Origin of the sequence: Azospirillum sp. B21 (assembly GCF_008364825.1) — a bacterium.
In the GTDB taxonomy this organism is placed as follows: Bacteria; Pseudomonadota; Alphaproteobacteria; order Azospirillales; family Azospirillaceae; genus Azospirillum.
In genome coordinates this window covers 445,228-470,413 of the sequence record NZ_VTTO01000003.1, presented here as the reverse complement: position 1 = coordinate 470,413, position 25,186 = coordinate 445,228, and the positions used below count along the sequence as shown (strand labels likewise).

At 67.8% G+C, this 25,186-nt stretch carries 25 protein-coding genes; 10 read left to right on the top strand and 15 right to left on the bottom strand.

Going from position 1 to position 25,186, the window contains the following annotated elements:
• Positions 1-20: 20 nt before the first annotated feature.
• Entirely contained in the window at positions 21-1,469 is a 1,449-nt protein-coding gene (radA, locus tag FZ983_RS10395; RefSeq protein WP_149223480.1) for a DNA repair protein RadA, read from the bottom strand.
• A 205-nt stretch (positions 1,470-1,674) separates the two neighbouring features.
• Here radA and map point away from each other — a divergent pair, with 205 nt between their 5' ends.
• Genes map through FZ983_RS10380 form a run of 3 tightly spaced genes read left to right on the top strand, consistent with a single transcriptional unit; the run spans position 1,675 to position 3,514 of the window.
• The gene (gene map / locus FZ983_RS10390; protein ID WP_149223617.1) at positions 1,675-2,484 is read left to right on the top strand and encodes a type I methionyl aminopeptidase; all 810 of its coding nucleotides are present in this window, start codon (positions 1,675-1,677) and stop codon (positions 2,482-2,484) included.
• Positions 2,481-3,068 carry an NUDIX hydrolase gene (locus FZ983_RS10385; protein ID WP_149223479.1) on the top strand — a complete coding sequence of 196 codons (588 nt, stop codon included), beginning with the start codon at positions 2,481-2,483 and terminating at the stop codon, positions 3,066-3,068. The genes map and FZ983_RS10385 overlap by 4 nt, the downstream gene beginning before the upstream one ends.
• On the top strand, positions 3,065-3,514 hold the full coding sequence (locus tag FZ983_RS10380) for a cupin domain-containing protein (protein ID WP_149223478.1): 450 nt from the start codon (positions 3,065-3,067) through the stop codon (positions 3,512-3,514). The genes FZ983_RS10385 and FZ983_RS10380 overlap by 4 nt, the downstream gene beginning before the upstream one ends.
• A 196-nt stretch (positions 3,515-3,710) precedes the next feature.
• Here FZ983_RS10380 and der read toward each other — a convergent pair whose 3' ends face one another.
• The 4 genes from der to FZ983_RS10360 form a co-directional block, all read right to left on the bottom strand.
• Positions 3,711-5,105, bottom strand: a complete 1,395-nt coding sequence (gene der / locus FZ983_RS10375) for a ribosome biogenesis GTPase Der (RefSeq protein ID WP_149223477.1) — start codon at positions 5,103-5,105, stop codon at positions 3,711-3,713.
• A gap of 41 nt (positions 5,106-5,146) precedes the next feature.
• Positions 5,147-6,529: a PQQ-like beta-propeller repeat protein gene (locus FZ983_RS10370; RefSeq protein WP_149223476.1), complete on the bottom strand. Its 1,383-nt coding sequence runs from the start codon at positions 6,527-6,529 to the stop codon at positions 5,147-5,149.
• Positions 6,530-6,538: 9 nt separating this feature from the next.
• Positions 6,539-7,183 (bottom strand): tetratricopeptide repeat protein, encoded by a 645-nt coding sequence (locus FZ983_RS10365; RefSeq protein ID WP_149223475.1) that lies wholly within the window; start codon positions 7,181-7,183, stop codon positions 6,539-6,541.
• Positions 7,184-7,478: 295 nt separating this feature from the next.
• Positions 7,479-8,120, bottom strand: a complete 642-nt coding sequence (locus FZ983_RS10360; RefSeq protein ID WP_149223474.1) for a response regulator transcription factor — start codon at positions 8,118-8,120, stop codon at positions 7,479-7,481.
• A gap of 941 nt (positions 8,121-9,061) precedes the next feature.
• Between FZ983_RS10360 and FZ983_RS10355 the strand changes: the two genes are divergently transcribed.
• On the top strand, positions 9,062-9,802 hold the full coding sequence (locus FZ983_RS10355; protein ID WP_244442536.1) for a LuxR C-terminal-related transcriptional regulator: 741 nt from the start codon (positions 9,062-9,064) through the stop codon (positions 9,800-9,802).
• Between the two features lie 79 nt (positions 9,803-9,881).
• On the opposite strand, the gene FZ983_RS10350 is transcribed toward FZ983_RS10355, so the two are convergent.
• The 9 genes from FZ983_RS10350 to FZ983_RS10310 all read right to left on the bottom strand — a co-directional run bounded on the left by FZ983_RS10350 (position 9,882) and on the right by FZ983_RS10310 (position 19,839).
• A complete protein-coding gene (locus FZ983_RS10350; protein WP_149223473.1) occupies positions 9,882-11,882 on the bottom strand; it encodes a cache domain-containing protein in 2,001 nt (666 codons plus the stop codon).
• A 190-nt stretch (positions 11,883-12,072) separates the two neighbouring features.
• Complete coding sequence (locus FZ983_RS10345; protein WP_149223472.1) at positions 12,073-12,408, bottom strand: tRNA-binding protein; 336 nt, start codon at positions 12,406-12,408, stop codon at positions 12,073-12,075.
• 173 nt (positions 12,409-12,581) lie between these two features.
• On the bottom strand, positions 12,582-13,016 hold the full coding sequence (locus FZ983_RS10340) for a phasin family protein (RefSeq protein ID WP_149223471.1): 435 nt from the start codon (positions 13,014-13,016) through the stop codon (positions 12,582-12,584).
• Between the two features lie 181 nt (positions 13,017-13,197).
• Positions 13,198-13,884: a TetR family transcriptional regulator gene (locus tag FZ983_RS10335; RefSeq protein WP_149223470.1), complete on the bottom strand. Its 687-nt coding sequence runs from the start codon at positions 13,882-13,884 to the stop codon at positions 13,198-13,200.
• A 78-nt stretch (positions 13,885-13,962) separates the two neighbouring features.
• Positions 13,963-14,448: a YbaK/EbsC family protein gene (locus tag FZ983_RS10330; RefSeq protein WP_149223469.1), complete on the bottom strand. Its 486-nt coding sequence runs from the start codon at positions 14,446-14,448 to the stop codon at positions 13,963-13,965.
• 11 nt (positions 14,449-14,459) lie between these two features.
• Positions 14,460-15,281 (bottom strand): pyrroline-5-carboxylate reductase, encoded by an 822-nt coding sequence (proC, locus tag FZ983_RS10325; RefSeq protein ID WP_149223468.1) that lies wholly within the window; start codon positions 15,279-15,281, stop codon positions 14,460-14,462.
• 37 nt (positions 15,282-15,318) lie between these two features.
• The gene (locus FZ983_RS10320) at positions 15,319-15,822 is read right to left on the bottom strand and encodes a YbjN domain-containing protein (RefSeq protein ID WP_149223467.1); all 504 of its coding nucleotides are present in this window, start codon (positions 15,820-15,822) and stop codon (positions 15,319-15,321) included.
• Positions 15,823-16,086: 264 nt separating this feature from the next.
• Complete coding sequence (locus tag FZ983_RS10315; RefSeq protein ID WP_149223466.1) at positions 16,087-16,494, bottom strand: accessory factor UbiK family protein; 408 nt, start codon at positions 16,492-16,494, stop codon at positions 16,087-16,089.
• 114 nt (positions 16,495-16,608) lie between these two features.
• On the bottom strand, positions 16,609-19,839 hold the full coding sequence (locus tag FZ983_RS10310; RefSeq protein ID WP_149223465.1) for an AsmA family protein: 3,231 nt from the start codon (positions 19,837-19,839) through the stop codon (positions 16,609-16,611).
• Between the two features lie 355 nt (positions 19,840-20,194).
• Between FZ983_RS10310 and FZ983_RS10305 the strand changes: the two genes are divergently transcribed.
• Positions 20,195-20,377 carry a DUF4169 family protein gene (locus FZ983_RS10305; protein ID WP_149223464.1) on the top strand — a complete coding sequence of 61 codons (183 nt, stop codon included), beginning with the start codon at positions 20,195-20,197 and terminating at the stop codon, positions 20,375-20,377.
• A gap of 177 nt (positions 20,378-20,554) precedes the next feature.
• Positions 20,555-21,379 (top strand): DUF2189 domain-containing protein, encoded by an 825-nt coding sequence (locus FZ983_RS10300; RefSeq protein WP_149223463.1) that lies wholly within the window; start codon positions 20,555-20,557, stop codon positions 21,377-21,379.
• A 56-nt stretch (positions 21,380-21,435) separates the two neighbouring features.
• Here FZ983_RS10300 and FZ983_RS10295 read toward each other — a convergent pair whose 3' ends face one another.
• Positions 21,436-21,633 (bottom strand): DUF1192 family protein, encoded by a 198-nt coding sequence (locus FZ983_RS10295; protein WP_149223462.1) that lies wholly within the window; start codon positions 21,631-21,633, stop codon positions 21,436-21,438.
• A 141-nt stretch (positions 21,634-21,774) separates the two neighbouring features.
• Between FZ983_RS10295 and FZ983_RS10290 the strand changes: the two genes are divergently transcribed.
• The 4 genes from FZ983_RS10290 (at position 21,775) to FZ983_RS10275 (ending at position 25,172) form a co-directional block, all read left to right on the top strand.
• Positions 21,775-22,791 carry an NAD(P)H-quinone oxidoreductase gene (locus FZ983_RS10290; protein WP_149223461.1) on the top strand — a complete coding sequence of 339 codons (1,017 nt, stop codon included), beginning with the start codon at positions 21,775-21,777 and terminating at the stop codon, positions 22,789-22,791.
• Positions 22,792-23,112: 321 nt separating this feature from the next.
• Positions 23,113-23,727, top strand: a complete 615-nt coding sequence (locus FZ983_RS10285) for a DUF1013 domain-containing protein (protein WP_149223460.1) — start codon at positions 23,113-23,115, stop codon at positions 23,725-23,727.
• 46 nt (positions 23,728-23,773) lie between these two features.
• Positions 23,774-24,367 (top strand): UbiX family flavin prenyltransferase, encoded by a 594-nt coding sequence (locus tag FZ983_RS10280; RefSeq protein ID WP_149223459.1) that lies wholly within the window; start codon positions 23,774-23,776, stop codon positions 24,365-24,367.
• A 124-nt stretch (positions 24,368-24,491) separates the two neighbouring features.
• A complete protein-coding gene (locus FZ983_RS10275) occupies positions 24,492-25,172 on the top strand; it encodes a carbonic anhydrase (RefSeq protein WP_149223458.1) in 681 nt (226 codons plus the stop codon).
• Positions 25,173-25,186 lie beyond the last annotated feature (14 nt).

Below are 25,186 nucleotides of genomic sequence, written 5' to 3'. Positions count from 1 at the left end.
TGCCGATAATGAGAGTGCGGTCAGATGAATTCGTCGTCGCGCCAGCGGCGCGTGTCGTTGTCGTCGTGTGGTCGGCGGGAGGGCGGCCTGCCGGAGGAGCCCTGCGCCTGGAACAGCGGCATCAACTCGCCCAACTGCTGGAGTTCGACCGTCTTGAGGCCGTTGTCGCCGCGGCTGCCCTTCTTGCCGGTCCGTCGCGCCGGGAAGATGGCGGAGGAGAAGCCGAGCTTCGCCGCCTCCTTCAGACGCGTGTCGCTCTGGCCGACGGCGCGGACCTCGCCGGACAGGCCGATCTCCCCGAACACCACCGCGTCGGCCGGAACCGGCTCCCCGGTCAGCGACGAGACGAGTGCGGCGGCAACCGCGAGGTCGGCGGCCGGTTCGGTGATGCGAAGTCCGCCGGCCACATTCAGATAAACGTCGTTGGCGCCGATCTGCACGCCGCAACGCGCCTCCAGCACCGCCAGCACCATGGCGAGCCGCGCCGAGTCCCAGCCGACCACCGCGCGGCGCGGCGTGCCGAGCGGCGACGGGGCGACCAGCGCCTGGACCTCGACCAGGACGGGGCGCGTGCCCTCCATCCCGGCGAAGACCGCGGCGCCCGACACGTCGCCGCGCCGTTCGGCCAGGAACAGGGCGGACGGGTTGGCGACCTCACCGAGACCGCCGTCGCCCATCTCGAACACGCCGATCTCGTCGGTCGGGCCGAAGCGGTTCTTCACCGCGCGCAGGATGCGGAACTGGTGACCGCGCTCGCCTTCGAAATAGAGCACCGTGTCCACCATGTGCTCCAGCACGCGGGGACCGGCGATCATGCCTTCCTTGGTCACATGGCCGACCAGCAGAAGGACGACGCCGCGCCGCTTGGCGACGCGGATCAGCTCCTGCGCGCTGGCGCGGACCTGGGCGACGGTGCCGGGGGCGCTGTCCAGATTGTCCATATACATGGTCTGGATCGAATCGATGACGATCACCTCCGGACCCTTGGCGTCGTCCAGCGAGGCGACGATGTCGCGCACGCTGGTGGCAGATGCCAGATCCACCGGAGCCGACGCGCAACCCAGACGCTGGGCGCGCAGCCGCACTTGGTCCACCGCCTCCTCGCCGGAGACATAGGCGCAGCGGTGGTCCTGCGACAGCCGGGCCATGGCCTGGAGCAGAAGGGTCGATTTGCCGATGCCGGGATCGCCGCCGATCAGAATGGCCGAGCCGGGAACCAGCCCGCCGCCGCACACGCGGTCGAACTCGGCAATGCCGGTCATGCGCCGCGGCGGTGCCTCGCTGCTGCCCTGAAGGCCGACGAAGTCGATGCGGCGACCGCGGGCCGATCCCAGCCCCTTGGGCGCGCTGTCGGGCGCCGCCTCTTCGACGAGGCTGTTCCATTCGCCGCAAGCGTCGCACTTGCCCGCCCATTTGGGGAAGGAGGCGCCGCAAGCCTGGCAGACAAATCGGGTGGTGGGCTTCGCCAAAGGTCTGGTAGTCCGATGGGGATAAGGCCCGCCACATATAGCAAGCCGTTCCGCTGAATCCTACGTTTGCAGGGGTGGAATGCAGGGGCTTTTTTCAGACCGGGGGCATGATAGCTTGTTGCGCGGTTTTGAGCAGGTCCATCTCCCAGGGCGGGAGAGGGGTTTCGAAGAGGAAAAGAGGATTTAAGTGACGGATGACGGTCTGATGGACAAGGAAGGCAAGCGAATCGTCCTGCATGGCCCGGAAGGCTTTGCGGCGCTGCGAAAGGCCGGACGGCTGGCTGCGGAGACGCTGGATTACATCACGCCCTTCGTGGTGCCGGGCGTCAGCACCGGCCGGCTCGACAAGCTGATCGAGGAGTTCCAGCGCGACCGGGGCGGCATTCCGGCGACGCTCGGCTATCATGGCTATCCGGCATGCAGCTGCATCTCGCCCAACCATGTCGTCAACCATGGCATCCCCAGCGACGACAAAAAGCTGGTCGAAGGCGACATCGTCAACATCGACGTCACCGTGATCCTGGACGGCTGGTACGGCGACAGCAGCCGCATGTATTTCGTCGGCGAGAAGATCGGCGTCAAGGCGCGCAAACTGGTCGACCTGACCTGGCGCTGCATGATGGCCGGCATCGCCCAGGCCAAGCCCGGCAACCATCTGGGCGACATCGGCCATGCCATCCAGACCATGGCGGAGGCCGCGCGCTGTTCCGTCGTCCGCGACTTCGGCGGGCACGGCATCGGGCAGGTCTTCCACGACGCGCCGCATGTGGACCATTTCGGCAAGCCCGGCACCGGCGTGGAACTGCGGCCCGGCATGGTCTTCACGGTTGAGCCGATGATCAACGCCGGCCGGCACGAGGTGAAGATCCTGTCCGACGGCTGGACCACGGTCACCCGCGACCGCTCGCTGTCGGCCCAGTTCGAGCACCAGATCGGCATCACCGAGGACGGCTGCGAGATCTTCACCCTCTCCCCCGCCGGCTTCACCCAGCCGCCCTACGGAAATGCCGCATGAGCGACGAGCTTGAGCCCTGGACGGTGCTGGACAGCCGCGACCTGCTCGACGCCAGCCCCTATCTGAAGGTGCGGGCGGAGACGGTGCAGTTGCCGGATGGGCGGACGGTGGAGAATTTCTACCAGCTGGACCAGCCCGATTTCGCGCTGATGTATGTCGAGACCAAGGACGGCAAGGTCGTGATGCTGCGCACCTACAAGCATGGGGCGCGGCGCGTCAGCCTGACCTTCCCGGCCGGCGCCATCGATCCCGGTGAAGACCCGCTGGCCGCCGCCAAGCGCGAGCTTCTGGAGGAGACCGGCTATGCCGCCGACGACTGGACGGCGCTGGGCGGTTTCGTGGTCGGCGCCAATTCGAAGGGCAGCACCTGCCACATGTTCCACGCCAAGGGCGCCCGCAAGGTGGCGGAACCCGACCATGGCGATTTGGAGGACATGCGGATCGAACTGCACAGCACCCGCGACCTGATCGACGCGGCGGCCCGCGGCGACTATGCGGTGCTGCCGGTGATCGCCATGCTGGGAGCGATGCTGATGCCGGAACTGCGCGAGGGGTTGGGCATGGCGGCACGGAGCGTCCGATGACCGGCCGCGCGTTGACGGCAGAGCGGCTGATCGACCTGCTGGGGCTGCAGCCGCATCCGGAGGGGGGCTATTACATCGAGACCTACCGGGCGCCGTCGGATGGCGAACGTGGGGCGGTTACGGCGATCTACTTTCTGCTGCGGGCGGGCGAGCGGTCGCACTGGCACAGGGTGGATGCCGTGGAAATCTGGCTCTGGCATGGCGGGGCGCCACTGGAGCTGTCGATTTTTGAAGAAGGCGGTGCGGTCGAGCGCTGCCGGCTGGGGATGGACATAGAAGGCGGCGAGCGGCCGCAGGCGGTGGTGCCGGTCGGCGCGTGGCAGGCGGCGCGGAGCTTGGCGGAGGGGCCGGAAGGCTGGTCGCTGGTGAGTTGCACCGTGGCGCCGGCCTTCGAGTTCTCCGGCTTCAGGATGGCGCCGGAGGGGTGGGAGCCGGAGGCGGGGTGAGGCCTTTGCGAGGTTTCGCCCCCTCGCGGACTTTTGCCCCCTCCCTAACCCTCCCCCGCTCTCGGCCGGCCTAAGGCCGGTCCGATCGCGGGAGAGGGGACTGTCGCCGCCGCATTTCTAATCTACCCTCTCCCGCGAAGCGGGGGAGGGAGGGACCCACGCGCGAGCGTGGGAGGGAGGGGGCACGACGCCCCCCTCAATCCTCCGCGTACGGGTTCTTGCCCTTGCGCAGCAGCAGCCGCACCGGCACGCCGGGCATGTCGAAGCTCTCGCGCAGGTGGGTTGTCAGATAGCGCTGGTAGCTTTCCGGCAAGTCCAACGGCTTGTTGACGAACAGGGCGAAGGTCGGCGGGCGGGTCTTCACCTGGGTAACATAGCGGATCTTGACCCGGCGGCCTTCCACCAGGGGTGGCGGATGGTGTTCCAGGACGCCCTCGATCCAGCGATTCAGCTGCGCGGTCGGGATTCGGCGGTTCCAGACGGTGTAGGTTTCCAGCACCCCGTCCAGCAACGTGTCGAGCTTGTGGCCTTTCAGCGCCGAAATGGTGACGACCTTCACGCCCTTGATGTAGCCGAGCGAGGCCTGGAGCTTGTCCTCGACCTGACGCAGCGCCATGGCGCGGTCATCCACCGTGTCCCATTTGTTGACGGCAATCACCAGGGCGCGGCCCTCGGAAATGACCAGTCGGGCGATGGTCAGGTCCTGCTTGTCCAGGATGGCGCCGGCATCGACCACCAGCACCACGACATTCGCCATGCGGATGACGCGGAGGCTGTCCGCAACCGCCAGCTTTTCGACCTTCTCGTCGACGCGGGCGCGGCGGCGCATGCCGGCGGTGTCGACCAGCTTGAAGCGGCGGTCGCGCCATTCCCAATCGACGGCGATGGCGTCGCGGGTCATGCCGGCCTCCGGGCCGGTCAGCACGCGTTCTTCACCGAGCAGGCTGTTCAGCAGCGTCGACTTGCCGACGTTCGGACGGCCAACGATGGCGATCTGGATCGGCTTGCTGCGATCCTCCTCCGGCTCCGGCTGGTCGCCGATGGGGATGCTGGGATCGAAGCCATCGTCGGTCTCCTCCGCCTCTCCCCCGTCGTCGGGCGGGGCGTAGGGAAGCAGCGCCTCGACCAGGTCGGCCATGCCCTCGCCATGCTCCGCGGAGAGCGGAATCGGATCGCCCAGGCCAAGTTCGTAGGACTCGAACATGCCGGGCTGGCTGGCCTTGCCCTCGGTCTTGTTGGCGACCAGCAGCACCGGGGTCTTGCCCCGGCGCAGCAGGTTCGCGAAATGGCGGTCCAGCGGCGTGATGCCCGCGCGGGCGTCGATGATGAACAGCGCGACATCGGCGCGGGCAAGCGCCTGCTCGGTCTGGCGGCGCATCCGCGCCTCCAGGCTGTCGTCGGTCACATCTTCCAAGCCGGCGGTATCGACCACCGTGAAGGACAAGCCGCCGACATGGGCCGGGGCCGAGCGCCAGTCACGGGTGACGCCCGGCGTATCGTCCACCAGGGCCAGCTTCTTGCCGGCCAGACGGTTGAAGAGAGTCGACTTGCCGACATTCGGCCGACCGACGAGGACCACGGTGAACGACATGGGGCCAAAGGCCTTTCACAACAGACGGAGGAAATCCGCGATCAGCGGAACGCGACGAGCGTTCCGTTGTCGCACAGCACATAAAGAGTGTTGTTGGCAACGATCGGAGACAAGTAGGAACCGGTGGGCAGCGACCGCGTCACCTCCACCTTGCCATCCGAAGGCGACAGGCCCAGCAGCTGGCCGTTCGAGCCGGCGACCCACAGGCGGCTGCCCGCCATCACCGGGCCGGACCAGACGATCGGGCCGGTCTTGTCCTCGGGATCCTTGAAGCGGGCGAGCGGCGCCACCCAGCGGACCTTGCCGTTCTGGCGCGCCACCGCGACGACCTCCTGGTCGTTGGTGACGGTGTACAGGTAATCGCCGGCCAGCCACGGAGTGTTGACGCCGCCGATCTCCGTTTCCCAGATGCGGGCGCCGATGCGCTCGTCGATGGCGACCATGCGGCCGGAATGTCCGATGGCATAGACGGCGCCGCGGTCGACCACCGGCAGGCCGCGGATGTCGGCCAGATTGCTGAGCGCGCCGGTGCGGCGGATGGCGGCCAGGCTGTCCTGCCAGGCGACGCGGCCGTTTTCCGGGCGCAGCCCGAACAGCTCGCCCGAGGAATAGGGGGCGACGACCAGTGTGCCGGTGATGGCCGGGCTGGCGGCGCCGAGCAGGCCGGCGGTCTCCAGGATGCCCTGGTGCGACCATTGGACCGAACCGTCGTCGGTGGACAGCGCGATGGTCTGGTTGTCGAGCGTGATGACCATCACCCGGCCGCCGGCGACGGTCGGGGCCCCGCGAACCGGGCCGGCAATGCGCTTGCGCCACAGAACCTTGCCGCTGCCGGCATCGAGCGACAGCACTTCCGCAAAGCCGGTGGCGGCATAGACGCGGCCATCGGCATAGGCGACGCCGCCGCCGGTGGCACCGCCGCGCTCGTTCTCCGGCCGGGTGTCGACGCGCCACAGCGACTGGCCGCTGCGCTCGTTCAGGGCGGAGACATGCGAATCGGCATCCATGGCGAAGATTCGCCCATCACCGATCACCGGCGTGCCAAGCAGCGCGCGCGAGCTGCTGGAGCCCGAACCGATGTCGGCGCGCCAGGCGTCGGACGGGTTGGCCGACAAGGCGAGGTTGCCGACGACATGATCCGGCGTGCCGCCCGGCTGCGCCCAGGCGGCATTGGCGACTGCCGGCGGCACAGTGACGGCGACGGCGGCCAGCTGGGCGTCCGGCTCCACCTTGCGCTCGCGCTGCAGGACGGCGACGCGCTTGCCGGGCAGCGGCGGATCCGGCGTCTTGCCCATCCAGCTGTCCAGCGTGTCGCACCCGCCGAGGAACACGGCGAGCAGCGACGCGGACAGCAGCGCTGTGTGGCGAATGTTGCGGGACTTGGTGCCCGCCGTCTTGCGGAGAATCGCCTGTTGGGTCGTCATGGCCTTGGGTCAGCCCTTGCCGTAGAGGGTGGCGAGATCGGCGGCGCGGCTGCGCACGCCCGACGGCGCCTGTTGGTCGTCCGCCAGCTGCTTGAAGAGCGTGCGGGCCTTTTCCGTGTCGCCGGCGCGCACCGCCAGCACCGCCGTCAGTTCGCGCGCCGTGAAGCGCCACGGGCTGCCGTCGGCGGTCAGCGGCTGCAGCTTCGCGGTCAGCTGCGCCGGGTCGCCGCCGTCCGTGCGCTGCATCACCGCCAGCAGGGTGGCGAGGTCGCGGTATTCGGCGGGGACCGAGCCGTTGCCGGCGATGCCGTCATAGACGGTCGCGGCCTCCGCCGGCTTGCCCTGGCGGATCATCAAGGCGGCGGCATTGAACTGGGCGATGGCGGCGAGGCTGGGGTTGGCCGATCCGGCGAAGGCGGCCAGCGCCTCCACCCCCTTCTCCGGCCCCTGCGCGCTCTGCGCGATGGCGGTGACCAGGGCCGCGGTCTGCTCTTCCTTCTTCTGCGCCTGCCAGTGGCGCCAGAAGCTGTAGCCGCCGGTGCCAGCGACGATCAGGACGACGGCGGCGATCATGGCGCCGCCATACTTCTTGAAAAGGTGCTCCGCGCGGTCCCGGCGCAGATCCTCGTCGACTTCGCGGAAAATATCGCTCATGGCGCTGCGGTGGCGTCCTTGCGGTGGCGGCTTCGCGCACGGCCCGGATGGCGGCGCGGGTCGAGCGGAGCCTTGCCGGCCGGTTACCCGGACGGATGGCTCCGCAAGATCAAGAGGGGCGGATAGCATCGGGCAACCCGTCGGGTCAAGAGCCTCCCTCTCCCGCAAGGGGGAGAAGACTTGAACGCCGAAAGAAATACGGGCCGCGGAGGCGATCCCCCGCGGCCCGGTTCCGCAACCCGTATTGTTCTCCGGATCGGCAGAAGCCGTCCGATTCCTTAAGCCGACCTTGCTCTTACGCCGACATGGCGGCAGCGGCGATGACCGCCTGGGTCCGATTCTTGACGCCCAGCGACTTGAAGATCGCGGTGACGTGAATCTTCACGGTGCCTTCCGACAGACCCAGTTCATAAGCGATCTGCTTGTTCGACTTGCCGAGGCGCAGGCATTCCAGCACTTCGCGCTGACGCTGGGTCAGGCCGTAGCCGGCGCTGCGGTCGGCGACCTCCACCGTGCGGCGGCGCGGTGCGGCGTCCATGCTGGCGGTAAGCGCGCCCGGCGGCAAATAGATGCCACCCGAGAACACGAGGTTCAGGGCGCCCATCATGACCTTCACGCTGCTCGACTTCGGGATGTAGCCGGTCGCGCCGTGGTCGAGCGCGCCGCGGATGTCACCCAGCGCTTCCGATGCGGAAATCACCACCACCGGTACGCCCGGCTGCAGAGCCTGGATTTCGCGCAGTCCGTCGAAACCCGGCCAGTTCGGCATGTGCAGGTCCATCAGGATGATGTCGAAGGTGCTGCCCGCGCGGCACTGGTCCAACACCTCGTCGAAGGTCCCGGCCTCGACGAAGCTGGCATCGCCCTGCAACTGCTCGAGCAACCGCCGCAGGCCTTCACGGAACAGCAGATGGTCATCCCCGATCAGAATCTTCATGGTCCCCGTCATCCTCGCTCGCCGGCCCCAGCCCGGCCGGTGACGGCCGGCTCACGCCTGGGCTGTTGTCGATTTTGTCCGATGCGCCCCCGCGGCACCCGGATCACCCCATTCACATCACGTCGCCGACTTGGTGGTCGATCGTGCTCGCGGTCTCTTACCGGTATCGACCGGAAGGCCGTCTGCCGTTGTTGGCTTGTTTTCGCTTTGTTGGGTATCTGATACCACGATCGGAAGAGCCCCTGTATCCGGACAAGGGCCATAGGTCATTCGAGGCTGCCACCCCCGTTCGAGGGGCCATAGGTCATGCCCGACCAAAACAACGCTTCCGACGAAGGTCATAGTGTCTGCTACGGCTGCGAATGTCGTTATCGCGCAGGCTCATCCGCATCACTTGTCCCTATTGGCACTACTCGGAATGAGATCTGTTATCTCCATTAGCGACGGGAATTTTTCTGGAACCTTGCCATCTTTGCGGCGTTCGTGTGTCAGGCGGTCGGTTAACACCGATTCGGCTGCGCAAGAGAGGAAGGAAAACCGCAGCCAAACCGAACGGGTAGTCCTTAAGGATGCCTGTACCAACGCGCATTCCCGTGTGACCCGGCCAGCACACATCATTCCATAGGTGTTACCGTTTCGAAACCTGAGCCGACCAACAAGGAGACGAAAAGCGATCTTGGCTGATCATCCATCGCCTGATTTACGCGGAGCTCAGTTCATTTCTAAATCACGCGGTGCGATCAGGATTTCCCTCGCGGGAATGACCGACGGATTGCGGGCAACGCAGAAATACTTGGCAGGGAAATTTCCCATAACCGCTTTGATCTTGACCGAAGACGTGCCTGGGCCAACCGGCCGGACTCCGTTTCAACCCTTAGACGCAGGCGGCGACGCCCCGAGCCGGGCCGGCCGTGGATGCCTCCTCCAGACAGAGCTGACCCATGCACACACACCATGAGTACGCCCATGAGAAAGCATCTCACCAGACCCGCAACGCGGTGACTCCCATGCATGTCTGCCTGATCCTCGACAACAACGCGCTGACCGAGACCGTGGTGCAGCAGCTCGACCGCGGCGGACGCCACCGCGTGACGGTTCTGCACGACATCGGGGAACTGACCCAGAGCGCGCTGACGCCGGATGCGATCCTGATCGGCCTGCAGCAGTTCACCGCGCTTCGCGAAAACGAACCGATGGTCTATCTCCGGCTGTCCCGCCGGTCGCGGATCGTCGTGGTGCTGTCCTCGCGCGAGTTGCTGGACGCCGCCCATATCCTGGCCTTCGCCGATGCCTGGGTGTTCGAGGATCTGAACGTCGACCGCATCAACGAATTGCTGGACCTCGGTCTGGAAGGGCATTGCCTGATGCCCAAGCAGTTCCTGTCGCGGTTGGGCGTGGACGAAATCCGCCTGACGCTGCTGCCGCGACTCTCCGACCCGGAATTCGAGACCCTACGCCTGCTGGGCGAAGGCATGAACAACCGGACCATCGCCAACGCGCTGGACCTGTCGGAGGCGGTGATCAAGTCGATGGTGCGCAGCGTGCTGTCGAAGCTCCACTTCCGCAACCGGACGGAAGCCGGCGTCTTCGCCGCACGGCAGCAGGGCGCCCTGGAGCAGGCACGGTCCGGTATGACCCCGCCGCACATGCACGCCGCGGCAACCCGGCGCGCCGGGGCCTGAGCCCCGGCCTCACCGTTGGGGCCGCCCCCGGTAGTGACCTCCTCGGCGGCCCATGCACCACCGCTCAGCCAGCCGGACGTCAGGCAGCCAGACGCCGCCCAGCCATCGCTTCCTCGAAGCGGTCGAAGCGGGTGTCGAAGGACTGCCGGTCGATCTCGGCAAGCCGGAAGCGGACACGCACCACCCCCTCCTCGCGGATAAAGGCTTCGAAGGGCAGCGCCACGCCCAGGCTGTCGAACAGCAGCGTGCCGCGGCTGCCGACCGCGTCGGCGTCGGCCAACGCGGCGCCGTGGCGGGAGATGTCGAGCAACCGCACGGTCAGCCGGCCTTCCGGCGCCTCGACCGTGCAGGGGGCATCGACCCGGTAACGCGGCAGGCTGCGGCGGTCGACATCCTCCGTCGCCGTGCGCACCGCCCGAACCAGCACATGCATCAACTCGTCGATGCTGTGGGTGACCTCCGATGCGCCGGCCCGCAGCAGGTCGGCGCGCTCCTCCGTCACTTTTGCCTCGCGCGACACCTCGTCGATGCGTATCGACACGTCTGTGGCTGCGCTGGCGGTCTGCCCGACATTGCGCGAGATTTCCTGGGTCGCGGCCGCCTGCTGTTCGACCGCCGCGGCAACCGTACCGGAGATGGCGTCGATCTCGCCGATTGTGCGGCTGATGTTACGCACCTCCTCCACGCTGCGGGCGGTAACGGACTGAATCTCCGTGATCAGGCGCGAGATCTCCTCGGTGGAACGCGAGGTTTGGTTGGCCAGATTCTTCACCTCGTTGGCGACGACGGCGAAACCCTTGCCCGCTTCCCCTGCCCGCGCCGCCTCGATGGTCGCGTTCAGCGCCAGCAGATTCGTCTGCGCCGCGATCCCCTGGATCAGTTCCGCCACGTCGCCGATGCGGCCAACGGCGGAGGACAGTGATTCGATGGTGCTCTCGGTCTGGTCGCTGGCGGCGACGGCGGCACGGGTGACGCTGGCGGCATGGCCGACCTGATTCCCGATCTCCTCGATCGAGACCGTCAGCTGCGCCGCGGCCGATGCGACCGCCTGGGCGTTGCTGAGGGCCTGGGCCGCGGCGGCGGCGACGTTCTGGGCGTTGGAGCCGACCAACCCGGCCGAATTCGCCATGGCGCCGGCGTTGCGGTCCATCTCCTGGGTGCGGCCGGCGACCCGCTCGACCGCGCCGCGGCTTTCCTGCTCCACCGTATCCGCCATCGACTGCAGGGCCTTGCGCTTCTGCGCCTCTCCCTGGATCCGCTGATGCTCCTGCTCGGCGCGCAGGCGCTCCGCCTCGGCCATGCCATCGCGGAAGACCAGGACGGAGCGCGACATCGCACCGATCTCGTCTAGCCGCTTCGCACCCGCCACCTCGGCGGTCAAGTCCCCGGAGGACAGCGCCGTCATCACTTGGCTGAGCTGGCCCAGCGGACGCAGCAGCCGACGCGACACCAGATAGCCCGGCACGGCCAGCACGACGGCACACAGCACGACCAGCATCGTCGCGAAGCGCATGCTGTCGTCAAAGGTCTTGAACACCTCGGCCTTCTTAATGCCGACATAGAGGATGCCGACCGGCTTGCCGGCCTTGTCCTTGATCGGGTCATAGGCGGCGTAATAGGGCTCGCCGAGAATATCGACCATGCCGCGGAAGGGAGCGCCCTGGCGCAGCACCGATTCGTAGGCGGGACCCTGGGCCAGCGTGGTGCCGACGGCGCGGCTGCCGTCGGCGTTCATCACGTTGGTGGCGATTCGGCGGTCACCCAGGAACAGGGTCGCGGTCCCCCCGGTGATGCGCTTGATCTTGTCGACCACGACGTTGTTGTCGTTCATGACGACACCATCGAGCAGCAGCTTGCCATCGGCGACGGCGAAGTTGCCGCCACGCTCGTTCAGCGACGACCAGGCGATGTCCATGCTGAGGCGCTGCATCTCGATCGCCTGCCGTTCCAGGTCGCGGACGATCACCTGCCCGATCGCGAACAGGATCGCCGTGCTGAGGATCAACATTCCGAAGAGGTTCAACACCGTGACTTTCGTGGAAATCGAAAGCCGGCCGACAAAGGCGCGCAGGGCGTCCATGAGTGCCATCCACCAGGAAACAGTTTGCAAGTGCGAGTTCACAGTCGCGCGCACTATGCCATCCTGGTTTAGACTGCATTCATTTAAAATACATACGAGCCCTGCGACCACTTGTCGCGATAATCACCAATAACTCTTGCAACCCCGAAGGGTTTCTTTTGGACCTCCAGGGTTTTTGAATCTGTCGCCGTCAGAACAGGCGGGCACCATCCGGCACCGCACGGTCAGGACCCACCAGCACCACCGCACCCTCGGCATCGGGCAGACCAAGGCACAGCACCTCGCTGGTGAAGGGGCCGATACTTTTGGGCGGGAAATTCACCACCGCCAACACTTGGCGGCCAACCAGCGCATCGGCAGCGTAATGGCTGGTGATCTGCGCGGAACTGCGCTTGGTCCCGATGTCGCCACCGAAATCGACGGTCAGCTTGTAGGCGGACTTGCGCGCCTCCGGGAAGGGATCGACCGCAAGGATGGTGCCGACGCGGATGTCGACCTTGGCGAAATCGTCGTAGGTGATGGTCATGACTGTACCGATCCTGTGGAGTAGCGACGCCAAGGTAGCGCGCCCGCTCCAATCACGGAACCGGGAAGCAGGAACCAGCAAGCCTGGGGCCGAAAATGGAAAAGGGGCCGCCGATGGCGACCCCTCTTCGCAGAACCCGGCTCCTCGCAGAGCCCAGCGGACCGGAGGCTGGATCAGCCCTTCGTCTTGGCGATGGCGGCCTTGACCTCGTCCAGGCTGTCCGACACGCGCTTGGTCAGGATCTCGGCGGCCTCGGTGTTCGACTTGGCGATCATCTCGCTCAGCTCGCGGATGTTGGCCAGCGACTTCTCGAAGGCGACCTTGACCAGATCGGCCTGCTTGGCAGCCTTCTCCTCCGGCGTGCCGGCGGCGGTCAGCTCACCGACGGCGCGGTTCACGTCCTCGGTCACGGTGCGCAGCACTTCGGCCTGACGGCGGACGATGGCCTGGAAGCCTTCATAGGCCAGCTGGTTGGCGGCGGTCACCGCCTCGATGTTCTTGCGCTGGCTGGCGATGATGGTCTCGATATCGACGCCCGGAACCTTAAGGTCGCCGATCAGCTTGGACGGATCGAATTCGAGGAAGGGGTTACCGCTCATCTTGGCCATGTTTCTCATCCCAGCATCAGTGTTTGCTGCCCGCATCGGAATACGGGCATGTTGCGACGCAACATTGATAGGCCGACTATGCAGAGTGCCGAAAAGTTAGTCAATGCGGATTTTGCGGCGCAGCATAACCTTGGCGGGTAAAAATACCATACCGCCCTACCCTCCGCATGACCAACATAGTCTAAACCGTTGATGCCATGGAATCCGGCCCGGCTCCCCGGCCAAGCGGCCCCCTGCGGCCGGTCCAGCGGCAGAACGTCGCGCCCCAGCGCTCCGCCCCGCGCAACGCATTGTCCAAGGCCGCCATGGTGCGCGACAGGTCGGCAGTGTCGTCGTTCAGGAAGACCCGCATCACCCGCGCATGCACGGTGCCGAGTCCGGCGACGAGGGCCGCCCCGCCACGCTGGTCGGGATCGATCCCGGCGGCGCGCAGCATCCAGGCCATGGAGCGGCCGAAGGCGCAGGAAAAAGCCAGCGCGGTCGCCGGATCGGCCGGCAGGTCGCGCACCACGGCGCGCAAGCCGTCCCGGAAGGGGCGCAGCGCGTCGAACCGGCGCATCATCACGTCGAACAGCTGGTCGCGCGCCGGCTCGGTCGGATCGGCGGCGACATCCCCGGCCAGCACCGTGGCGTCTGCAACGCGCGACACCGCCGCCAGCACGTCGGCGCGCCCGCGATAGCGGTGATGGAACCGGGACAGCGGGATGCCGGCGGCATGCGCAACCTCCAGCAGCCCTACGCGGCGCCACCCCTTCTCGGCAGCCAGCCTCATCGCCGCCGCGGCTACGGAACGATCGAGGGAGTCCGGGTCGGTGGGATCGGAGCGGAAGCTGTTGTCTTCAGGCTTGTCGGACGACATGTCGGACATGGCACCACCTCCAGGCGACAGGGATCGCATCATAAGGTGGTGCGCGGACGGCCAAACGTCACCCGTCCCCCGAAATCGTCACGCCTTGCGCACCGTCTCCACCCGTCCGCCGGTCATGCTGACCAGATCGGCGGGGGTCAGTCGGAAGACGGCGTTGGGCGTTCCGGCGGCGGCCCAGATAGTCTCCAGCCGCAACAGGTCGTCGTCGATCAGCACCAGAGGCGGCACCGCATGGCCGATGGGCGGAACGCCGCCGATGGCGAAGCCGGTCGACTCGCGGACGAATTCCGGATCGGCGCGCTCGATCTTCTCGCCGATCAGCCGGCCGACCGCCTTCTCGTCCACCCGGTTGGCGCCGCTGGCGACCACCAGGACCGGGCGCCCGGTCTCCTTGGTGCGGAAGATCAGCGACTTGGCGATCTGCGCCACCTCGCAGCCGACGGAGTTGGCGGCGTCTTCAGAGGTGCGAGTGCTGCCTTCATGCTCAATCACGCGATGGTCGAGGCCGATGCTGTCCAACAGGGCCTGGACGCGGGCGGCGGAGGGGCTGAGCGCTGTCTCCATGTCCGTCCCCGTCAGCCGGCCAGTTCGCGCGACCGCCGGGCGGCGGCATCGATGGCGGCGGTCATCACCGGCTGCATTCCGTCCTGCGCCATCAGCACCTCCAGCGCAGCCTGGGTGGTGCCGTTGGGGCTGGTCACCGCCTTGCGCAGGTCAGCGGCCTCCTGCGGCGACGCATCGAGCAGGGCGCCGGCGCCCGACACGGTGGCGCGGGCAAGCCGCATCGCCAGATCGGCCGGCAGCCCGGCGGCCTCGCCGGCCCTGGCCATCGCCTCTACCATGAAGAAGACATAGGCCGGGCCGCTGCCGGACACGGCAGTGACCGGATCCAGCAGCCCTTCGTCCTCGACCCATGCGACATCGCCGACAGCGCGGAGCAGCCGGTCGGACAGGTCGCGCTGGGCGGCACTGACAAGGGCATTGGGAACGGCCACGGTCATGCCGCGGCCGATGGCGGCCGGCGTGTTGGGCATGGAGCGGACGACGACGGCCCCCTCGCCCAGCAGCCGTTCGAAATAGGCGATGGTCTTTCCGGCGGCAATCGACAGGAAGACGGTACCGGGACGGACCAGCGCGCGGTAGGCAGGCAGCGCCTCTTCCATCACCTGCGGCTTGACCGCCAGCACCACGACGTCGGGAACGAACCCGTCCGGCAGACTGTCCGCGCCGGACGCCGGCGAGACGCGTGCGTCACCAGCAAGCCGCTCCGGCAGACCGGCACGGTCGACCACCACGACGCGCGACGCGGTTCCGGCGGCAAGCCAGCCGTCCAGCATCGCCCCGCCCATCTTCCCGCAACCGACCAGCAGCAGCGACGCACCCGTTTCCGCCGTCATGACCCCGTCGTCCCCCTGTTCGTGCCGATGCTCGGGCTTACGCTTCGCCCATGGTGTCGAGAATGGCGGCGGACACCGCCTCCGGCGCGGACTTGCCGCCCCAAATCACGAACTGGAAGGCCGGGTAGAAGCGCTCGCATTCCGACAGGGCGATTTCCACCAGATCCTCCAGCTGTTCCACCGCGGCACCGCGCGATCCGCGCAGCAGCATGGTCTGGCGGAACATCGGAGTATGCTCCTCCGAGCAGACGTCGAAATGACCCAGCCACATGCGGCCGTTCACCTCGGCCAGCAGTTCGGCGACGGCGGTGCGGCGGGCGGCCTGGACCTTCATGTCGAATTGGCAGGAGAACTGCATCGCGCTGACATCGGGCTGCCAGACGAAATAGAGCCGGTAGTCGCACCAGCGGCCGCCGATCTCGACGACGAGTTCATCCTCGGTGGCGCGATCGAAGGGCCACTCGTTGGCGGTTACGATCTCCTCGACCACGTCGAGCGGGTTATGGGCGGGAGTGGTGGTTTCGACGGCTACTGCCGACATGTCAGCGTCCTCCTGTGAAGGCGCAATGGGCGGTACCGTTCACCCGGACCAGAAGACGCGCCTGTCGAATTGCGCGGGTCCGGGCCAATACCCCGAAGGTGATGAAAAGTTGAGCATCGGCACGCAGCGTCCGCCCACATCGGCGCCTGGTCAGCGTTCGGACCGGTCGACGTTCGGGTCGTCAACCGGCCAATACCCGGCCAAGCCGCCGATGGCGACACAATCCGGAACGATGACGTGAGGGGCGCCGGGTGGTGCGGATGCTCAGGACGCCGTGGGCCCTGTGCCGGTGGCATCCGCGGCGGGTTTGGGCGCCACCGGGGACGCTGCCGCGGCCGGCGCAGGCGTCACCGGATCGGTGTCGACCACCGCCGGAACGCCGGCCGGCTCGACCACGACCGGCAGCGGGGCATGCCCGGCGGTCAGCGTCGCGACGGTGGCCTCCAGCGCGGCAAGCCGCTCGGCCATCGCCTCCTGCTCCTCGCGGGCCTTGGCGGCCATGGCGCGCACGGCCTCGTATTCCTCGCGGCTGACCACGTCCATCCGCGACAGAACACGTTCGAGCTGAGCGCGCAGCTGACCTTCGGCCTCTTCGCGCAAGGACGAGAAGGCGCCGAGAGCGCCACCCGCCACACGGGCGAGATCGTCCAAAATCCTATTGTCCACCTGCATCGGCTCTGACTTCCGGTTACCGTTCGTTCATTATGGACGCCGCGCGCCGCGACTTCAACGCCCTTGGCCCATCACACGCACACCACGGCGCGCAGCCGTGGCATGCGGCGGATCTCACGGCCGGACCGCGGGGTCGGCCGGGGACGCCGCGTTGAAGCGGTCACGCAGAGCCTTCAGGTCCAGTGTCTGGGTCGGCGCGTCCCAGGGGCCGGCGATGCGCAGGGTCAGCGGCGGCAGGTCGCCGTCGGCCTTCACCTTAAGGGTCAACCCCAAATCCACCCGCCCGTCGGGCAGCGAGACCGTACCGGCCAGCGTGCCGTCGGCGGGAGCGGTGGTCAGGCGGGCGTCGTCGGCGCGAATCACCCCCTGCTCGATGTCGAAGCGGACGTCCAGCCTTTCCAGTTTGGTCTCCCCACCCTGCAGGGCACCGGCGACGGCACCGAGCACCTCCTGCGTACGCTCGACCCCGGCCAACCGGCTGCGCAGCGCGGCGAGATCGACCCCGCGCAGCACACCGCCCGACGCCACCGCCCGGCCGCGGCCGGCCAGGCTGCGCAGAAGCGCGTCGCTACGGCCGCTGCCGGAAAGGGTCATGTCCAGATCCATGGCCCCGCCGCCGAGCCCCAGCCCGCCGAATCCGGACAGCGCGGTCCCGAGGTCGGCCTTGATGACGGTGATGTCGGCGTCGAGCTTCGGCTCCTGCCCCGGAACGGCGGCGACACGGCCGCTGACGCCGATCTGGCCGCCCTGCCACTCGCCGTCCAGCTGCTCCAGGGTCGCGGTCCCGCCGGAGAGCGTCGCCCTCAGCGCCGGCTGCACGATGCGCTGTCCGCCCAGCGTCAGCGAGGTGGAGGTCAGGGCAAGGCGGCCGTCCGTCGATTGCATCCAGTCGAGATCCGCCAGCGGATCGGCAGGCGGAACGGCAGCCGCATCGCCGGCGGATGCCCCCGCATTGCGGCCGGCACCATCGCCCACCAGCGGCGCGTTGCGCAGGCGGTCGAGGTCGAGGTCACCGGTCTGCAGGTCGGCCTGGAAACCGGTCCGCGCCGTCTTGCGGTCGAGGACCAGTTTGCCGCGCACCGGGACGCCGGCGACCAGCCCCTGCATGTTGTTCAGAACCGGAGAGGTCGCGTTCCCCGTCAGTTCGCCGTAGAGGTCAAGCGGGCCGAGAGCGCGGGCCAGTCCACGGTCGGCGAACAGCGCCGCGATGCGCCCCATTTCCGGATGGGTCACGCGCAGCTTCAGGTCGGCGCTGGGCGTGCGGTCGAGCCCCAGGACGGCACCGCCGGCTTCCAGCGTGCCGCCCAGCATGCCGGCGGACGCCTCGACCGCCAGCCGCTCCCCGTCGCCGGCCAGCCGGGCCTTCGCGCTGACGGCGCCCAGCCGTTCCGGTGCCGGCAAACCGGGCGGCCAAGCGACGGCGCTGGGCAGTCCGCCGAGCGATTTGGCCTCCGCCGCGAGGGCGAGGTTCACGCCGCGCAACGGCATCAGGCTGGCGACTTGCCCGTCCACCCGCGCCGTCAGGCCGGCGATGTTGTCCACCTTGGCTTCGCGCACCGTCAGCGCGCCGGAAGCGACCGTCGCATCCAGATGAAGCCCCTGGACCGGCAAGCCGCCCATGGTCAACTGCCCGATCCGCAGGTCGAGGTTGGCGTCGGCGAGTCCGAGAATCCGCTGAGGCGTCGGCGCCGAGCCGGTGGAGCCGGCCCGCGGTCCGAGTGCGCGCGGCGCTGCCGGCTGGGCCGAGTTCGGAGCGGCCGGCTGGGGTTCGGCCGGCAGATAGCCGTCCAGGTAAAGGCGGTCGAGTTCGAGGCGGGCGCCGAAGGCCGGGCGGCCACGGTCGACATAGGCGACCGCACCGCTCAGCCGGCTGCTGTCGAAGCGGAAATCGATGCCCGACATCTCGAAGCGGTCGGCATGGCCCTGCAGCCGGGCGGCCAGGGAAGCGCGGCGCAACCGGTCGGCAGGAACGGACCGGACATCCAGCTTCGCCCACTCCAGCAGGGCGCGCAGGTTGTCGGCATTCGCCTCCATCCGCATGTCGAGCGTCGGCAGGCCACCCGGCGTGGTCACCTCTCCCGCCGCGACGAAATCCGACCCGCCGGGCAGCAGGGCGCTGACCCGGTCGATGTTCAGCCGGCCGTCGGTCAGGCTCGCCTCGACCCGGCCCTGTCGCACCACCCCGCCATTGTAGCTCATCGCATCGACGGCCACGTCCAGCTTGGCCTCCACCCCGATCGGCAGGGCGAAGGACAGGCCCGACTGCTTGGCGCCGCCGGCCGCGGAGTTCGTCGGAGCAGTGGTGGCGGATCCGCCCGCCGTGCCGCCCTGCCCGCCTCGCGCCAGCCAGGAATCCAGGTCAAGCCGATTAACGGCGAGCGTGAGTTCGGTGCGCGGCGCCTCGCGCTTGGCAGGGTCGCCGGCCCGCAGGGTGGCATTTCCGGTGGCGCGGGTATCGCCGAGCTGGGCTTCCAGGCTGGAGAAGGTCGCGAGGCTGGTCCCCGCCTCCACCGTCGCGCGCAGGTTGAAGGGTTGGGCGAGCGCCGCAGGCCGGCGCGCGTCCACCAGCTTGGCGAAGTCGCTGCCCTCCGCGCGGAGGTCGCCCTGCACCTTCGATCCGCCGCCGCCGGTCAGGATGCCGGCGAAGCGGAGGGTCGCATCGGTATGGGGCATCGACAGGGTCGCCCGCACCGGCACCGCCGCCCCTTCGGTAAAGCGGCCGGCGGTCGCCTCGCCATGAAGGGGCAGGCCGCGGAAACGGAAATCGCCCTGGATCTGGAAGGGACCGTTCAGACTGCCGGCGGCGATGCGGGCGCTCAACCCATCCACCCGCTCGGTCCGGCCATTGCGGTCGTCGCGGTAGATCACGGTGCCGTTGTCGATCAGCACCTGATCGAAGCTGACGGCCGACACCAGCCCTTCGGCGGCGCCCAGCCCGTCGCCGGGCCTGCTGCCGGTGGTGGACAGATCCCAGTTGATCCGGCCGTCCATCAGGACTTCCACCACGAAGGTCGGCTCGACCAACGTGATGCTCTCCACCTGGATGCGGCCGCTCAGCAGGGGGCCGAGCGCGACGCGGGCATCCAGCTTCTTCAGCCGCACCATGTCGGGTTCGGCGGCACCGGATGCGTTGGCGAGCCGGGCGTCGCGCACCGTCAGCGCCGGCGACGGCAGCAGGGTGAAGCCGACGTCGCCCCGCAATTCCACCCGGCGCCCGGTTGCCTGCGACACACGCTCTGCGATGGTGCCCTTGTAGGCGTTCCAATCGATCAGGCTCGGCGCTGCCAACAGGATGCCGGCCAGAACCACCAGTCCGGCCAGTGCAGCGATCAGGATCTTCTTCACCGGGTGTCCGCCTTCCCTGCGCCGGCCTTATCCTCGGCCGTGCCCCTTTGCCACGTCATTGTTACCACGTCGCCGCCATCGACCGGCACCAGCCCGTCCCCGCATTGGGATACGAACCGACGCGTGCTTGCCTTCGCTGTCCCTCACCCTCCGCGCCGGTCGGGACCCGATGGCGGCTTCCGATGAGGACAGTCCTTCGGTAAGCTAGCGCCCGCAGAAGAAACAAGCAATTTGGGCAATCCCACGGCCAAGTTGGGGCCTGTCCGATTTTTTCCCCAGGAATTCTCCGCGCGCCGCCGGCCCGTCCGGCCGCGCCGGACCCGAAACCCCAGATTCAGCCACCGGAGACCGTGCCATGGGCGACGTGGTCAACCTCAACCGCTTCCGCAAAACCCGCGAACGGGCCGAACGCGCGAAGGAAGCCGAAGCGAATCGGACCCGATTCGGACGCACCAAGGCCGAGAAGGAGCGCGACCGCAAGGACGCCGAGCGACGTACTCAGACTTTGGACGGACATAGGATTGAAGAGGAAACCTGACCTCCACGTCCATAAGTACGGTAAAGACCAAGCTTTTCAGTAGGAATAACCCCAGCGCTTCTGTTACTATTGGATATACCGATAGTTCCCTATTGCGACTATCAGGCCGATCATGTGACAGTGCCTGCCAAGGGCGCCGACGGGCGCGCTCCTTGGCTGTTGGGGAGGGCCGTCATCATGGTCGACATGACGTCGTTTCGCGGATCCGTTCAAACGCCTCAAACCCACAACCCGACCCCCAATTCGGCTTGGCTGCCGCCGATCCGGTCGGTGGACATCGACCGCCCCTGGGTCTGGCTGGCGTCGGCCTGGCAGGACATGATGGCGGCCCCCGCCATCAGCTTCGCCTATGGCGCGCTGGCGGTGATCTCCAGCTTCGTCCTCGTGGTCGGATTGGCCCTGCTGGACATGGAATACCTGCTGTTGCCGCTGGGGGCCGGTTTCATGCTGGTCGGCCCGCTCCTGGCGGTCGGGCTGTACGAGACCAGCCGGCTGCTGGAGCTTGGCGAACGGCCGACCTTCGGCAAGGTTGCCGCCGTCTATCGCCGCAACGGGGTGCAGATCGCCGGGATCGGGCTGGTCCTGATGCTGGCCATGCTGGCCTGGATTCGCATCGCCTTCCTGATCTTCGCCCTGTTCTTCTCGGGCGAGCCGCCGGCGCTGGACCAGCTGGTCGACCGCATCTTCTTCTCGGCCGACACCATTCCTTTCCTGTTGACCGGCACGCTGTTCGGAGGGGTCATCGCAACCGCGGTCTTCTCCGTCGCCGTGGTGTCGATCCCGATGCTGCTGGATCGCGACACCGACGTCTTCACCGCCATGGCAACCAGCATTGCCGTGGTGCGGGCGAACATTCGGCCGATGATCGCCTGGGGTTTCCTGATCGCCCTGTTCATGAGCGCCGGAATGGTCACCGCCTTCCTCGGTCTGGCGATCGCGCTACCGGTGATCGGTCATGCCTCCTGGCACTGCTACCGCGATCTTGTCGGCCCGGGGCGGTGAAGCGCCGACATTTCTAAAAAAAGCCCTCTCCCGCCCGCGGGGGAGGGCTTTTTCCGTCAGCCCTTCTTGAAGAATGCCTCGGCCGCCGATTTCTGCGCCTGCTTCGCCGCGATGGCGGCGCGGGCACGCTCGACCTCCGCCTGCAGCGTGGCGATGTAGGCCTCGAGTTCGGCCACGCCCATCACGGTCAGGTCCTTTGGCGTCGGCTTGGCCTTTCGCGGTTCCAGATCCTCGAAACGGTCGTCGATGGCCATGGCTTGGTTCCCTTCCCTGCCGCGTGTTTCGCCTTCGCCTTGTCAGGCCGGTCGGTCAAATCTACCTTTCGAGCCGGACAATTCCAATGCACCGGTGCCGGCAAACGCCTGCCCGACCACGGAAATGAAGGGAAGAACGCCATGGGCCTCGCTTTGCCCGACAGCATGCGCTGCGTCGAGATCACCGAGCCCGGAGGGCCGGAGGTGCTGCGCCCCACCCGCCGCCCCGCCCCGGTGCCGGGCCCCGGCGAGATCCTGGTGGAGGTCGCCGCCGCCGGCGTGAACCGTCCCGACACCCTGCAGCGCCAGGGCCGCTACGACCCGCCGCCGGGCGCCTCCGACCTGCCGGGGCTGGAGCTGTCCGGTACGGTCATCGCCATCGGCGAGGGTGTGGAGACCTGGGCCAGCGGCGACCGCGTCTGCGCGCTGGTGGCCGGCGGCGGCTATGCCGAGTATTGCGTGGTGCCGGCGGTGCAGGCGCTGCCGGTGCCCGGACCGCTGTCGATGGTCGAAGCGGCGGCGGTGCCGGAGACCTTCTTCACCGTCTGGACCAACGTGTTCGAGCGCGGCGCCCTGAAGCGCGGCGAGACGCTGCTGATCCATGGCGGGTCCAGCGGCATCGGCACCACGGCGATCCAGCTGGCGAAGGCCTTCGGCGCCACCGTCTTCACCACCGCCGGCAGCGACGACAAGTGCCGCGCCTGCGAGCAGCTCGGCGCCGACCGGGCAATCAACTACAAGACCGAGGATTTCGTCGCCGTGATCCGCGAGACGACCGGCGGGCGCGGCGTCGACGTGGTGCTGGACATGGTCGGCGGCGACTACATCGCCCGTGACATCGACATCATGGCGGTCGACGGCCGCCACGTCTCCATCGCCTTCCTGCAAGGGGCCAAGGTGTCGCTGAACATGGCGCCGGTGATGACGAAGCGGCTGACGCTGACCGGGTCGACGCTGCGCGCCCGCCCGGTGCCGGAGAAGGGCCGCATCGCCGCCGCCCTGCGTGAGCACGTCTGGCCGCTGCTCGAGTCCGGCAGCATCAAGCCGCAGATCCATTGCACCTTCCCGCTGGAGGAGGCGGCCGAGGCCCATCGCCTGATGGAAAGCAGCACCCATATCGGCAAGATCGTGCTGACGGTCGGGCCGGACGCCGCCTGAGCGGCCGGCCGGAGCAGCCGGCCGGGGCGGTCCGGGACGAAAAACTGACCGCATTTTGCGCTTTCTTCGTCGACGCGGCGCCGTCGGGCTTGCCTTGGGCTGCCAAGACGGGTTAGCAGAAGCGAGCGGGCGGCCGGGATTTCCCGGTGCGCCTGCGCAAGCATGCTTACGCGGACCGGTATTCGCCCTATATCGTGGTGACGAGAATGGGGCAACCGCCCCCGGGTCGCGGAACCGCTCCGGCGCCGCATAACGAATTCGAACGGCCGGCCGCACCACACGCCAGCGGGTGCGGCCGGTGAAGAGTTGTCAGGAGGGATGATGGCACTGCCCTTGATGCCGAAAGCGACGGCCGTTTGGCTGGTCGAGAACACGTCCTTGTCCTTCGAGCAGATCGCCGCCTTCTGCGGCATGCATTCGCTGGAAGTCCAGGCCATCGCCGACGGCGAGGTCGCGGTCGGGATGGTGGGGCTCGACCCCATCGCCAACGGCCAACTGACCAAGCAGGAGATCGAGCGCTGCGAGAAGAACCAGGATCTGCGCCTGAAGCTGCTGGTCGCCGACCTGCCGCAGGTCGCCTCCCGGTCCAAGGGTCCGCGCTATACCCCGATCACCAAGCGCGGCGACAAGCCCGACGCCATCGCCTGGCTGCTGAAGCATCATCCGGAGCTGTCGGACGCCCAGGTCTGCCGCCTGATCGGCACCACCAAGCCGACCATCGCCGCGGTCCGCGACCGCACCCACTGGAACGTCGCCAACATCAAGCCGCGCAGCCCGGTCATGCTGGGCCTCTGCTCCGGCCGTGAGTTGGAAGAGGCGCTGGCGCTGGCCATCCGCCGCGGCGGCGTGCCCCGCGCGCCGGAGGATGCCGCCGAGGACTTCTACGGCGAAGGCCGCGACGACGACCGTTATTCCGAACAGGAAGACGCCCACTGATGTCATCCCTCTCCCCCGTGCGCGGGAGAGGGCATGAAAGCCTGCGATGACCGACCGCAACACACCTCCGCCCCGGCTCGTCGTCGGCATCAGCGGCGCGTCGGGGGTGATCTACGGTATCCGCATGCTGCAGACGCTGCGGCGGATCAACGTCGAATCGCATCTGGTCGTCAGCCGGTCTGCCGAAGTGACGCTGGCGCATGAGTCCAGCATGAAGGTCGCGGAGCTGCGGGCGCTGGCCGACGTCAGCTATTCCGCTGCCGATATCGGGGCGGCGATCTCCAGCGGCAGCTTCCGCACGCTGGGCATGGTGGTCGCCCCCTGTTCGGTCCGCACGATGAGCGAGATCGCCAGCGGGGTCACCTCCACCCTGCTGACCCGCGCGGCGGACGTGGTGCTGAAGGAGCGGCGGCGGCTGGTTCTGATGGTGCGGGAAACGCCGCTGCATCTCGGCCATCTGCGCACCATGACCGCGCTGGCCGAGATGGGCGCGGTGATTGCGCCGCCGGTGCCCGCCTTCTACGCCCGGCCGGAGGGCATCGACGATCTGGTGGACCATTCGGTGGGACGGGTGCTGGACCTGTTCGGGCTGGACGCCGGCAATCTGCGCCGGTGGGGTGAGCGTCCGGCGGAGGGCTGACCCGCGCTGCGATGCCGCAACAGGCGGCTTGGACCACGGGCGCAATGCCGTTATACCGCTGTCAATGCGAAATGATGCGGAGCCGGCGCCGCCGCCGGCCGACAGTAACGGGGACAAGCCGATCATGCCCTTCAGCAGTCAACCGAGCGAGCCCATCCGCCAGCTTTTGGCCGGCATCAGAGCGTTCCGCGCCCGCTATTACGAACGCCGACCCGACAGCATGCGCCAGCTGGCGACCGAAGGTCAGCATCCGGAAGTTCTGCTGATCGGCTGTTCCGACAGCCGGGTCGACCCCGCCCTGCTGACGATGGCCGAGCCCGGCGAGCTGTTCGTCGTGCGCAACGTCGCCAACCTCGTCCCGCCCTATCAGCCCGACGGCGCCTATCACGGCACTTCGGCCGCCATCGAATATGCGGTCAAGTCGCTGAAGGTGTCGGAGATCATCGTGCTGGGCCACGCCCAGTGCGGCGGCATCCAGGGCCTGATCCGGCTCCGCGCCGGCCAGAAGTCGGAGGATGATTTCGTGTCCCCCTGGGTGTCGATCGCCGGTTCCGCGCTCGACCCCTATGTCGGGCCGGAAGGCTCCGAACAGGCACGGGCCGATGCGGAGAAGCTGCAGAACACCCCGGCAATCATTGAACGGGCGGCGGTTCGCGCGTCGGTCGACAATCTGATGACCTTCCCCTTCGTGCGTGAACGGGTGGAAGCCGGGACGCTGAACATCCATGGCTGGTGGTTCGACATCCAGTCGGGCGAGATGTGGGCGATCAACCCCGCCACCCGCCTGTTCCAGCCGGTGGATTAAGAAAGCCGCGCAAA